The organism is Oceanospirillum sanctuarii (assembly GCF_002150805.1).
GTDB classification, from domain to species: domain Bacteria; phylum Pseudomonadota; class Gammaproteobacteria; order Pseudomonadales; family Halomonadaceae; genus Oceanospirillum; species Oceanospirillum sanctuarii.
In genome coordinates this window covers 220,091-232,387 of sequence record NZ_MTBA01000003.1, presented here as the reverse complement: position 1 = coordinate 232,387, position 12,297 = coordinate 220,091, and the positions used below count along the sequence as shown (strand labels likewise).

Below are 12,297 nucleotides of genomic sequence, written 5' to 3'. Positions count from 1 at the left end.
CTCCGTTTCTTTGCCACCGTTTCTCTCTGATGACTGAATCCTTTGAGCGGTTGGTTTTTGCTTCACCCTGCGATAAAACGCGATACGAAAAGTGAGATTTCAATGAAACGTCACGCACATAACTGGTTAGGTATTCTCGAAGGTAGTTTTCTGATGGCGCTGGGCATTCTGTTTTTACAGTCCAGCCATGTTGCTGTCGGTGGCATTACCGGTGTTGGCCTGATCGGTGATCGTCTGTTGGCCGACGTGACCTTTGGCCAGGTGTTTCTGGTGATCAACCTGCCGTTTTATATTCTGGCGTACTTTGAAAAAGGCCTGAGCTTTACCTTACGTACCGCACTGGCGGTAACCCTGATCGGTATGTTGACTGACCTGATTGGTCAATATGTGGTACTGGATCTGGGATCTGCCATTCTGGGGGCTTTGGCTGCCGGTGCGCTGATGGCTTTTGGCATTGTCACCCTGTTCCAGCACAACGCTTCTACCGGTGGCTTTACCGTGCTGGCGCTTTATATGGAGCGTGCCTGGGGCGTAAATCGTGGTTGGGCGCTGCTGGTGATTGATGCCATCACCATCGGTATCGGCCTGTGGCTGTTTGGTGCAGAGCTGTGGTTCGCTTCTCTGCTGGTGACCGTGGTGATGGGTTCAATTATTGGTCGTTACCGCCAGCAGAACACTCAGCCGAAGCTGCAGCATGATGCCAAGAAAGAAGCTGAGAGCGCTGCCGGTCAGAGCAAGGCAGATAACAAAGCTACTGCTGTTGCCCATCCTGCGCAGAGCTAATTCGGTTTCGCTTCAGCGTAAACAGTAAGAACAAGCAAAAGCCCCGAGATCACAATCCGGGGCTTTTTTTATGTCTAGAGGTTTTATCCGGAATACTCCTGTACGAGAAGGTTTTAATGGTGAAACGTTATTGATCGGTTGCGGCTATTGAATAAAGACCTGCTAATTTATCCGGTTGAACGGATCTGCAATGGGAGTATGGTGTCAGCCTTTCGAGTAAGCTTTTACTGGACCAGACCGGAATAGAGGAAGGGAAATATGGCCGATCTTCAGGCGCTTTGGGCAACACCTCTGGCAGAGGGTATCTCTAATCTTCATCTCTTCTGGCTGGTGCTGACCAGCGCGCTGACCTCTTTTATCACTGCTGCCATGGGCATTGGCGGCGGGGTGATGCTGTTGGCGGTTATGGCCAGCATTCTGCCGCCTCTGGCGCTGATTCCGGTACATGGTCTGGTGCAGTTCGGCTCGAACGCTAACCGGGCGCTGATGACCCGGCGACATATCCACTGGCCGATGGTGTTGCGCTTTTCGCTTGGTGCCTTGTTGGGCGCTCTGATCGCTTCTCAGGTGCTGATTCAGTTGCCGGTGGACTGGATTCAGCGGGCTGTGGCGTTGTTTATTCTCTATATGGTCTGGGGGCCAAAACCGAAGAAGCTTGTGGTCAGTGGCGCGAAAACGGTTTTTGCCGGTGGCCTGACAACTCTGATCTCTATGTTTGTTGGTGCAACTGGCCCCTTGGTGGCAGCTTTTATCCACCGGATGGATAAAGATAAATTATCCACAACGGCGACGTTCTCCGCCTGTATGTCCTTTCAACACGTGACTAAAGCTGCGGTTTTTGGTGCGGTGGGTTTTAGCTTTGCCAGCTGGATTTTGCCAATTCTGCTGATGATAGCGGCGGGTGCTTTCGGCACCTGGCTGGGGCTGAAACTGCTGAACCGGATTCCGGGTCACCTGTTCCGGCGTGGTTTTGCCCTTATCGTTACTCTGCTGGCACTGCGCCTGCTTTGGCAGAGTTTCAGCGGCTAACTCTTTATTTTGTTGGCTGGGGCAAAAATAGTGGCATGGCTCATACCTTTTTATCGCAGATCTCTATAAGCTGTTGGTTATATTATGATTGCTGGTTTTAGTGGCTTAGGATTTTTCTGGGTTGCTGGCATTCCGGGAGACCGATAATGAACAAACGCATTCTGATAGTTTGCTGCACTCTGATGACCCTGCTGGCGTTTCAGGTACGGGCTGACGGACAACGATACGCTTATGTGGTATCTGATCTGCGCATCCCTTTCTGGAACATTATGTGGCGTGGCGTTGAGGATCAGGCTAAGGCGCAGGGTGATCAGGTCTTTGTGCTGAGTGCCGATAACAGCGCGAAAAAAGAGCTGGAAAATATGGTGCAGGCGATCAGGGAAAAGGTCGATGGCATTGTTTTATCGCCCACCAACTCCTCCTCTGCGGTAACCCTTCTTAAGCTGGCGGAAAAAGCCGGTATCCCTGTTGTGATCTCCGATATTGGTACTCAGGGCGGTCAGTTTGTCAGCTATATCGAATCTGATAACGAAACCGGTGCTTACCAGCTGGGGCAGATTCTGGCGAATGAGTTCCAGCAACTGCAGTTGTCCGGCTCTGTAGGCATTATTGCGATTCCCCAGACCCGTCAGAATGGCAAATTAAGAACTCAGGGCTTTCTTTTAGCACTGAGCGAAGCGGGCATCCCCAGTGCTTATATCCATCAGCAAAGCGACTTCAGTTATGAAGAGACTTTGACCTACAGTCAGGCACTGATCCGGGATTATCCCGATTTGAAAGCTATCTGGTTGCAGGGTTCCGATCGTTATCAGGGCGCGTTGGATGCGATCCGTCAGGCGGGTAAAGCGGGTGAAATTCTGCTGATCTGTTTTGATGCAGAACCTGAGTTTATCGACATGATTCAGCAGGGTACTTTGGTCGGTGCTGGTATGCAGCAGCCTTTCCTGATGGGAGCAAGGGCCGTGTCGTCACTCGATCAGCATCTTTCTGGCGGTAATGTCCCCCGTATTCAGCAGCTGGAAGTGCTGGCGGTATCCAAAGGCAATATTGATGACTTACTGCCCACGATCAAACGTAACGTTCTGGGTATTACGGCCGATTAAAGGAAGGTTCCAACGCTTGTTCCTGAATCAGTTGTGCATCTTAGTGTGATTTAACGGGTTTGTGTCTGTGTCGTCAGTATCGATAGTGTCTCAGAAAAAGTCTTCGCTCTATCTGATCACCCTTCTGGTGGTGATCAGCGCAGGTCTTGTGTTCAGCGGTTATGGTGCTTATACCTACCACTGGCAGCAGGAACAGCTGGAGCATGAAATCATCGGCCAGACCGAAGAGAGTGCAGTGCGTCTGGCGGGTACGCTGGCTAACTATATCGAATCCTATCAGGTTAATGAGTACGACAAGCTGGTGGCTCACGAGATCCGTACCCATAACCACTCGGCACTTTCTGCCATTGTGGTGGATGACTATAAGATGGGTGAAATCACCGGACAGAAGGTGTACACCTCCGGTTGGGAGCGCACCGCAGAGGGTGTTGTCAGCATAGAGGCTGAGGCCGCTTCGGCGAACAAACTGATCAGTCATAACTCTTATTTTGCCGAGCTTAATATCTCCGGTAGCAGTGGCGATGCCCTTGGGCAGGTGAGAGTTTACGCCAGTGACCGCGAACTGAAGAAGCGCTCTCTGGCATTGCTGATGCAGATTGTCGGTTCCATGCTGGTACTGCTTCTGGTGCTCTCTCTGGTATTGATTCTGCTGCTGAAACACCTCTTTATCCGTCCGCTGAGAACCCTGGCTGAAGCTGTGGATCAGCAGGATGGCTCCTCCATTCCTCAACTGGTTGAACCTGTTTCCCCATATCGTGAAATTTCCCAACTAACCGATGCCATGGGACAGATGCTGCGCACCATTAGCCAGACACAGCAGGAGCTGCAGCGGGAACATGAGTATCTGGAGAACATCGTAGAAGGCACCCGTGCCGGAACCTGGAGCTGGAATATTCAGACTGGCGAAACGGTTTACAACGAACGCTGGGCCGAGATGGTGGGTTATACCCTGAGTGAGCTTGAGCCGGTTTCAATCGAGACCTGGCAGTCGCTGTCGCACCCGGATGATCTGGAGCGTTCAGCTCAACTGCTGGAGAAGCATTTCTCCGGTGAAGACGACTTTTACGAGTGTGAAGTCCGTATGCGCCATAAGGATGGACACTGGATCTGGGTACAGGATCGTGGCCGTGTTGCATCATGGCAGGCTGACGGTCAGCCCCTTGAGATGTACGGTACTCATCTGGAAATCACCGAAGTGAAGGAGTATCAGGAGCAGCTTCAGCGTATCGCCCATTACGATATGCTCACCGGTTTACCGAATCGGGTCCTGTTGTTTGATCGTCTGGGATTAGCGCTGGAACATACCCGCAAAGAACGACGTGATCTGGCGGTCTTCTTTATCGACCTTGACGGTTTCAAAGAGGTAAATGACGAACACGGCCATGATGCGGGTGATTTCCTGTTAGTGGAAATCGCCAACCGTCTTGCCTCTGTACTGCGGGCTGAAGATACGCTGGCTCGCCTGGGAGGCGATGAATTTGTCGCGGTACTGCCCGGTATTCGGGGGCGGGATCAGTTAGAGCCAATTCTGAACCGTATGCTGCAGGAGATGAACAGACCTGTGGTTATGCCTGAGGGCACAGAGCTGAAGGTAACCGCCAGTATTGGTGTCAGCCTTTTTGCCGGCGAGCGGGATCTTGGCGTTAATCAGTTGGTTACTCTGGCAGATCAGGCGATGTATCAGGCCAAAATGCAGGGTAAAAACAGCTTTTGCTTTTCAAACTCCCTTGATGTGGACTGAAGTGGCTGCGCCACTTGACCAGCTTGCTTTCTGACTCCTCTTTTCTTGCTACAAGGATGAACCATGTCTGAGGCTCTCTATCTGGCCTTGCTCTATGCCACGCTGGCTGCAGTAACCATTCCTCTGGGCGGCTTTCTTGCCCGCATCGAACACTTCCAGAATCAGTGGTTGGAAAATGAGCTTAAGCACTCTGTGGTTGCTTATGGTGCCGGGGTTTTGCTGGCAGCAGTTGCACTGGTATTGGTGCCGGAGGGGCAGAAGGCGCTTTCCACTCTCTGGATTGTCATTGCGGTGCTTAGCGGCGGTCTGATGTTTATGGCGGCAGATATCATTCTCAGTCGTCGTGGCGGTTCCACGGCGCAGCTGTTGGCGATGCTGCTGGACTTTACACCGGAAGCGATGGCTCTGGGGGCATCTTTGGCTCTCGGTAGCGAAAGCGGTTTGTTACTGGCGCTATTGATGGCGTTGCAGAATCTGCCGGAGGGTTTTAACGCCTACCGGGAGATGATCGCGATTCGTCCTCACCAGTGCCGTAAAATTCTGATCTTTTTTATTCTGCTGGTGCCTATCGGCCCTGTTTCCGCCTGGATCGGTTTTGTCTGGCTATCGGAGATGGAGATGCTTTTGGGCTTTATTATGCTCTGGGCGACCGGCGGCATTCTCTATCTTACCTTTCAGGATATTGCCCCTCAGGTTCGGCTGGATAAAGACTGGTGGCCGCCGATGGCGGCAGTTGCCGGTTTTCTCACCGGTTTAGTCGGGCAGCATCTGCTGGTACATACCTGATACTGAGCCTGACGTTTTCTATGTTGTCATGACAGGGAAAACAGCCTTAATATGCGCTTTTTTAGGGCAATATCGGCCGATCTTGCAGCTTATTGCTCACAGGCCGGAAGCTGATTAATTGTTCCTCTGTGATGCTATTTAAAGCTGAGTATCATAGTCCGTTATTCAAAGAATCAATCCAATTGTCCTACGCTTCGTATAGCAGAGCTCAGGTTTTGCCGTCATTTCCTGGTCGGTTTGACCTGTAGTTTTGCAGACGAGGTTTAACGACAGCATAAAAATGCTCAAGGATAAGCAGAGGCTCAATCGCATGAAATATTCCCTTCCCCGGACACTGGCCTTCGGTGCCTTACTGCCACTGATCAGTGCCCTTTCTTTCAGTGCTCCACTGGCTCAGGCGGCCGGACCACAGATGCCCCCTATGCCTGTGGAGGCTCAGATCGCCAAGGCAGAAACACTGGAACGTACCGTGGAAGTGGTGGGTTCTCTGTCTGCCGATGAAACGGTCACCATCAGTCCGGAAGTGTCCGGTCGTGTGGCTCAGATTCTTTTCCGTGAAGGTCAGGTCGTTGAAGCGGGTAAGCCTCTGTTCAAGCTGGATGATTCCATTCAACGCGCAGAACTCAAACAGGCGGAAGCCAGTCGCGGTTTGAGCGAAGTGGAATATAAGCGTGCCAACCAGCTGGTGAATAATAATGCCGGTAGTGTGAATACCCGCGACAGTGCGCTGGCAAAACTGCGTATTGATCAGGCGGGTGTGGCGCTGGCACAGGAGCGTCTGGGCAAGATGACCCTGAATGCACCTTTCAAAGGTCTGATTGGTCTGCGCGAAGTAAGCACTGGTGAATATGTAACACCGGGCCAGCCTCTGGTGAGTCTGGTATCCGTTGATCCGATGCGTGTTGAATTCCGCGTTCCTGAAATCTATCTGACCGGTCTGGCTGTGGGTCAGAGCGTTGATGTGATGCTGGACTCCATTCCGGGCGAGCACTTCAACGGTACTGTCTTCGCGGTTTCTCCGCAGGTGGATGTGAACGGCCGCAGCGTTAAGGTGGTAGCAAGCCTTGCGAACGACAGCGGTAAGCTGCGTCCGGGTCTTTTTGCCCGCGTGAACCTGAAACTGGAAACCCTTGAGAATGCACTGATGGTGCAGGAGGAAGCTCTGGTGCCTCAGGGCAATACCCAGCTGGTTTACGTGCTGGAAGAGGGCAAGGTTGCTATCCGTCCTGTAGTGACCGGTATCCGTGAGCGTGGCCGTGTTCAGATTCTGAAGGGGGTTAACGCTGGTGACATCGTTGTCACTGCGGGTCAGATGAAGCTGCGTCCGGGAGCACCGGCCATGCCTGTTAATCTGCAGGCCGCTAAACCTCAGCCTGAACAAGGCCAGTAAGCCCGTACGCTAACGGCTAATTAAGGAGCATCTTCGGCATGGTATTGTCAGAAATTTCCATTAAACGACCGGTATTTGCAACGGTGATGAGCCTGTTGCTGATGCTGGTGGGCGTGATCGCCTACGACCGTCTGTCGGTTCGGGAATACCCGAATATCGACGTACCAACGGTTTCCGTTGTCACCACTTATACCGGTGCCAACGCCAGCATTATCGAATCTCAGGTGACCAACGTGCTGGAGGATTCTCTCTCCGGTATCGAGGGCATCGACTTTATGACCTCCTCTTCCAGTACCGGTAAGAGTCAGATCACCATTAACTTCAAGCTGGATCGTGATGCTGATAACGCGGCGTCTGATGTACGTGACCGTGTGGGGCGTGTGCGCGGCCGTCTGCCGGCTGATATCGACGAGCCGATTGTGGCTAAGGTAGAAGCCAATGCCCAACCGATCATGTATCTGGCGTTCTCCAGTCCGAATCATACACCGCTGGAAATGACCGACTTTGCCGACCGTCTGGTAAAAGACCGTCTGCAGACCGCACCGGGTGTGGCTGAGGTGCGTATCTTCGGTGAGCGTCGTTACGCCATGCGTATCTGGCTGGATAAAGCCCGTATGGCGGCTTTCGGCGTAACCACGACTGATATCTCCAATGCGATCCGCAGCCAGAACCTTGAGGTGCCATCGGGTACGATTAAGTCGGCAAACCGTGAGTTCACTCTGTTAGCACAAACCGACCTGCAAACGCCGGAAGAGTTTGAGCAGGTGATTCTGCGTAACAACGACGGTTATCTGGTACGGGTTAAAGATGTTGCCCAGGTTCGCATTGCGGCAGCTAATGATCGCGGTACCGTGCGCTTTAACGGCAAAACCGCCGTGGCGATGGGCGTGGTAAAACAGTCGGTGGCGAACCCGCTGGATGTATCCGGCAGTGTTCGTGGCATGATCCCTGAGATCGAAGCGATTCTGCCGGAAGGGATGAAGGTGAATGTGGCCTATGACTCATCCATCTTTATTGATCGCTCTATCAAGGCGGTTTACTCCACCATCGCAGAAGCTGTGATCCTGGTTATTCTGGTGATCTTTATCTTCCTGCGTTCTTTGCGTGCGACTCTGATTCCTCTGGTGACGATTCCGGTCTCTCTGATCGGTGCTTTTGTCTTCATGTATGTGTTGGGCTACTCCATCAACACCCTGACCCTGCTGGCGATGGTGATGGCGATTGGTCTGGTGGTGGATGATGCCATCGTTATGCTGGAGAACATCTACCGTCATATTGAAGAGGGTATGCACCCGATTCAGGCGGCGTTCAAAGGCTCGAAAGAGATCGGCTTTGCGGTAATCGCGATGACGATCACATTGGCAGCGGTATTTACCCCGCTGGCCTTTACCGAAGGTCGTACCGGTAAGCTGTTTGCGGAATTTGCCCTGACACTGGCAGGTGCGGTTCTGGTATCCGGTTTTGTGGCGCTGACTCTGTCGCCGATGATGTGTTCGCGCATTCTGAAGCACGAAAACCACGGTAAGTTTTATCTGTGGGGTGAGAAGGTTCTGGATGGCATGGGCGATCTTTACCGTCGCTCCCTGAAATGGACCCTGAAGGCGCGTCCGGTTGTACTGCTGGTAGGTGTTGCCTGTCTGGGCGGTCTGTATGTGACCTTTACCAGTCTGAATAGCGAACTGTCTCCGGTTGAAGACCGAGGCACCATTATCGGTTTCGGTATTGGCCCTGAAGGTTCCACCACCGAGTTTCTGGATAAGTACAGCCGCCAGATCGAAGGCGTGTTCTCTACCGTGCCTGAAATCGAGCGCTATTTTGTGATTACCGGTCTGTTCCCGACGGAAAGCAACGTGATCTCCTTTGCCGGTATGAAAGACTGGGAAGAGCGTGAGCGTAGTGCTCAGGAAGTGGCTGGTTCTCTGCGTGGCCCTATGTTTGGCGGTATTCCGGGTATTATGTCTTTCCCGATTACTCCGGCTTCTCTGGGGCAGAGCCCGATTGCACGTCCGGTTGAACTGGTGGTTCAGTCCACGGCGGACTTCAGCGATCTGCAGAAACTGATCGGTGCCGTAATGGGCAAAGTGTACGCCAGTGGCAAACTGGTGAACCCGGATGTGGATCTGAAGCTGAACAAGCCGCAGATCAATCTGAAGATCAACCGTGATAAAGCAGCAGCGGTGGGCGTGTCCATTGCGGATGTGACCAGTACGCTGGAAACCCTACTGGGTGGTCGTACCATCACCCGTTATAAAGATGGTAACGAGCAGTATGATGTGATCGCTAAGGTTGCAGATGTGGATCGTGCTACACCATCCTCTCTGTCTTCTATCTACGTGCGTTCAGCCTCTGGTCAGATGATTCAGTTGTCGAATCTGGTGACACTGGTTGAGACGGTTGCGCCGAAAGAGCTGAACCACTTCAACAAGCTGCGTGCTGCGACCATTAAGGCAAGTCTCACACCGGGTTTGACTCAGGGCGATGCGCTGGTTTGGCTGCGAGATACGGTTGAAGAAACCGCTAAAGAGATGGGCATTCAGGGTATTCAGTACGACTACAGTGGTCAGGCCCGTGAATATATGGAGTCCGGTGACTCCCTGATGATCACCTTTATTCTGGCCCTGGGCTTTATCTATCTGGTACTGGCTGCGCAGTTTGAAAGCTTCCGTTCCCCGATGGTGATTATGCTGACGGTTCCTCTGGCGATTCTGGGTGCACTTCTGACCATGAAGATGACCGGCGGTACGCTTAACGTGTATAGCCAGATCGGTCTGATTACCCTGATCGGTCTGATCACTAAGCACGGTATTCTGATGACTGAATTTGCCAACCAGCTGCGTGAGGAAGGCAAAGAGAAGTTTGAGGCAATCGTAGAGGCGAGTGTACTGCGTCTGCGTCCGATTCTGATGACAACCGGTGCGATGGTGTTGGGTAACCTGCCTCTGGCGTTGGCCACAGGTGCCGGTGCGGAAAGTCGTCAGGCGATCGGTTGGGTGATTGTCGGTGGTCTGACCTTTGGTACGCTGCTGACCCTTTACGTGGTGCCAACGGTGTACACCTATATCGTTCAGAAACTGCCGCACATGCCTGAACCTGATTATGAATAGGAGAATCCGTTTTTAACGGTGACTTATTCTGTCAGAAAGCCGACTACCTTGGGGTAGTCGGCTTTTTTGTTACATTTCATAGGGTTATCGCGGGTGTTTACTATATATGGCTAATAAATGTCTTGAATCCTGCTCTAAGACCATATCCGGAATACTGCTTTTTTGACCCAGATGCGATATAAATTATCTTTTAAGCCGCTTATTAATCACCCCGCAAATATTCACGGCTATAGATAATCAGATAACTCAGCTCCCCGGTGGCGCTATTCTTTTAAGGTATTTCGATGAGTAAAACGGTTTTGGTGGTGGATGACAGTCGCGTATCCCGCATGATGCTGAGCAAAATGATCAGCATGGCTGATAGTGAGTGGGAGATCGTGGAAGCAGAAGACGGTCAGCAGGCCGTTGAGAAAGCCTCAGCCAGCACCCCGGATCTGATTGTGATGGATATTAATATGCCGGTGATGGACGGTTTTCAGGCGATTGAGATCCTGCGTCCACAACTGCCGGATACCACCATGATTCTGTTGTCTGCCAATATTCAGTCCTCCAGCCAGGCGCGGGCAGAAGAGTTGGGTGTTCACTTTATTGCCAAACCCATAACGCCAGCGGTTGCTGAAAAAGCACTGGCGATCTGGAGCCAGGAAAATGCATGATCTGACCGTGCTTGAACTGGACGCCTTAGCTGAAATTTTTAATATCAGTGTTGGGCGTTCAGCCTCTGCCCTGAGTGAACTGACTCAGGAACCGGTTACCATGAGCGTGCCTGTGGTGCACGTGATGCCGATTCAGCGTGTTATTGAGCTGCTGTCACCGGGCATCGGTGCCGAGCGTCTGACTTGCGTCAGCCAGATGTTTAACGGCAGTTTTGCCGGTGAAGCCATGCTGATGTTCCCGGAAAACTCCAGCCTTGAGATTGTTCGCCTGATGCTGGGTAGTCAGGTGCCGATTGAGCAGCTCAGCGAGATTGAGCAGGATGCCCTGAGTGAGATCGGTAATATCATTCTGAATGCCTGCTTCTCCACCATCGCGGATATGCTGCAGGATACCTTCTCCTGTGATCTGCCGGAGCTGACGGTGGCCTCTGTGGATGAGATTCTGCAGAAGCCGGAAAGTGAGCAAACGGTTCTCTTTATTCAGATTCAGCTGGCGCTGGAAAGCCGCAGTCTGGAAGGTTATCTGGCCTTTATTATGGGCAGCGAGTCTGAAGCGAATCTGCAGCAGGCACTGCGCGGTTTCCTCAATGGTGTTCAGGGTTAAGTCTCTGTTCCGGTAAGTTTTGCGGAGTTTTTGAACACTATGCAGCTTTTTGAACAGGCATTGGCAGTCCTTCAGTCCGGCGTAATGATTCTGGATGCGGACTACCGCGTGCATTTTATCAATCAGTGGCTGAACAAAGCCTTTGATGATTCCGAAGATCTACAGGGTGAGTTGCTGTTTGCTGTTTATCCTGAACTGGAAGGCCGCCGTATCCATCAGGCGGTGGAGCAGGCATTGAAAACAGGTCTGCCGTCTCTTTTATCCCCGGGTCTGAACCGCTCTCCCCTGCCGCTTTATCATGGTCAGGGCGACCGTCGTGAGCGTTTTGCTCAGTCGATCCGTGTGCAGCCGATGCAATCGGAAGGTAAGCGCTTCTGTGTGATCGAGGTACAGGATGTAAGCTCTATGGTTCGCCGTGAGGCGCTGCTCAACAAGCAGGCGGAGAAGCTCAATCAGATGGCGCTTACTGATGAACTGACCGGCATCGCTAACCGCCGTCATTTCAATATGATGCTGGAAAAAGAGTTGCGCCGTGCTGAATTGCAGGGAACGGCGCTGAGTCTGGTGTTCTTCGATATCGACTTCTTCAAGCAGTACAACGACCATCTGGGTCATCAGGCCGGTGATAAGTGTCTGATGGCGGTGGCGGATTACCTGAAAAATCAGCTGGAGAGTTACGGTTATCAGGTGGCCCGATACGGTGGTGAAGAGTTCTGTATTATCCTGCCGGGTCAGGATCTGGAGGTGGCGCAGCATCTGGCTGAGCGTTGCCGTAAAGAGATTGAGGCGCTGCAGCTGAAACACCCGAGCAGCAATGTTGCCCCTGTGGTGACCGCAAGTTTTGGTGTGGCAGCGAAAAGTGATAAGCAGTCTGAGACCCAGACCGGACTTATTCTGCGGGCCGATAACGCCCTCTATCGCGCTAAACTGGCGGGACGTAATCAGGTGGTTGTGGCGGAGCGTCAGGATCAGAACTGATCTGGATTTTGCTGTTCCAGGCCATTCGCAGACCATAAAAAAATCCCCGCTGATGTCACCATCAGCGGGGATTTTTTTCAGAGATTAAATCTGGAGTCGATTTAAACGTCTGGATTTGAGCTC

General features: G+C 52.3%; 10 protein-coding genes. All 10 read left to right on the top strand.

Annotated elements, in window-relative coordinates; translation table 11 throughout:
• The first annotated feature begins 102 nt into the window (after positions 1-102).
• The 10 genes from BV405_RS04865 (at position 103) to BV405_RS04820 (ending at position 12,174) form a co-directional block, all read left to right on the top strand.
• Positions 103-783, top strand: coding sequence for a YitT family protein (locus BV405_RS04865; protein WP_086479743.1), 681 nt, complete (start codon positions 103-105; stop codon positions 781-783).
• A gap of 258 nt (positions 784-1,041) precedes the next feature.
• Positions 1,042-1,812, top strand: coding sequence for a sulfite exporter TauE/SafE family protein (locus tag BV405_RS04860; protein ID WP_086479742.1), 771 nt, complete (start codon positions 1,042-1,044; stop codon positions 1,810-1,812).
• A gap of 146 nt (positions 1,813-1,958) precedes the next feature.
• The gene (locus BV405_RS04855; protein ID WP_217895571.1) at positions 1,959-2,915 is read left to right on the top strand and encodes a substrate-binding domain-containing protein; all 957 of its coding nucleotides are present in this window, start codon (positions 1,959-1,961) and stop codon (positions 2,913-2,915) included.
• An 85-nt stretch (positions 2,916-3,000) separates the two neighbouring features.
• Positions 3,001-4,656, top strand: coding sequence for a diguanylate cyclase domain-containing protein (locus BV405_RS04850; RefSeq protein WP_086479741.1), 1,656 nt, complete (start codon positions 3,001-3,003; stop codon positions 4,654-4,656).
• Positions 4,657-4,719: 63 nt separating this feature from the next.
• A complete protein-coding gene (locus BV405_RS04845; RefSeq protein ID WP_086479740.1) occupies positions 4,720-5,442 on the top strand; it encodes a ZIP family metal transporter in 723 nt (240 codons plus the stop codon).
• Positions 5,443-5,752: 310 nt separating this feature from the next.
• Positions 5,753-6,832: an efflux RND transporter periplasmic adaptor subunit gene (locus BV405_RS04840; RefSeq protein WP_176330051.1), complete on the top strand. Its 1,080-nt coding sequence runs from the start codon at positions 5,753-5,755 to the stop codon at positions 6,830-6,832.
• A gap of 38 nt (positions 6,833-6,870) precedes the next feature.
• Positions 6,871-9,936 (top strand): efflux RND transporter permease subunit, encoded by a 3,066-nt coding sequence (locus tag BV405_RS04835; protein ID WP_086479738.1) that lies wholly within the window; start codon positions 6,871-6,873, stop codon positions 9,934-9,936.
• 284 nt (positions 9,937-10,220) lie between these two features.
• Complete coding sequence (locus BV405_RS04830; RefSeq protein ID WP_086479737.1) at positions 10,221-10,592, top strand: response regulator; 372 nt, start codon at positions 10,221-10,223, stop codon at positions 10,590-10,592.
• Positions 10,585-11,196 (top strand): chemotaxis protein CheC, encoded by a 612-nt coding sequence (locus BV405_RS04825; protein ID WP_086479736.1) that lies wholly within the window; start codon positions 10,585-10,587, stop codon positions 11,194-11,196. The genes BV405_RS04830 and BV405_RS04825 overlap by 8 nt, the downstream gene beginning before the upstream one ends.
• Positions 11,197-11,235: 39 nt before the next feature.
• Positions 11,236-12,174 (top strand): GGDEF domain-containing protein, encoded by a 939-nt coding sequence (locus tag BV405_RS04820; RefSeq protein WP_086479735.1) that lies wholly within the window; start codon positions 11,236-11,238, stop codon positions 12,172-12,174.
• Positions 12,175-12,297 lie beyond the last annotated feature (123 nt).

Bases quoted from the DNA above. Each gene is read 5' to 3' on its own strand.
- BV405_RS04820 (WP_086479735.1), top strand. From the start codon at position 11,236: ATGCAGCTTTTTGAACAGGCATTGGCAGTCCTTCAGTCCGGCGTAATG.
- BV405_RS04860 (WP_086479742.1), top strand. From the start codon at position 1,042: ATGGCCGATCTTCAGGCGCTTTGGGCAACACCTCTGGCAGAGGGTATC.
- BV405_RS04835 (WP_086479738.1), top strand. From the start codon at position 6,871: ATGGTATTGTCAGAAATTTCCATTAAACGACCGGTATTTGCAACGGTG.
- BV405_RS04825 (WP_086479736.1), top strand. From the start codon at position 10,585: ATGCATGATCTGACCGTGCTTGAACTGGACGCCTTAGCTGAAATTTTT.
- BV405_RS04830 (WP_086479737.1), top strand. From the start codon at position 10,221: ATGAGTAAAACGGTTTTGGTGGTGGATGACAGTCGCGTATCCCGCATG.
- BV405_RS04865 (WP_086479743.1), top strand. From the start codon at position 103: ATGAAACGTCACGCACATAACTGGTTAGGTATTCTCGAAGGTAGTTTT.
- BV405_RS04845 (WP_086479740.1), top strand. From the start codon at position 4,720: ATGTCTGAGGCTCTCTATCTGGCCTTGCTCTATGCCACGCTGGCTGCA.
- BV405_RS04855 (WP_217895571.1), top strand. From the start codon at position 1,959: ATGAACAAACGCATTCTGATAGTTTGCTGCACTCTGATGACCCTGCTG.
- BV405_RS04840 (WP_176330051.1), top strand. From the start codon at position 5,753: ATGAAATATTCCCTTCCCCGGACACTGGCCTTCGGTGCCTTACTGCCA.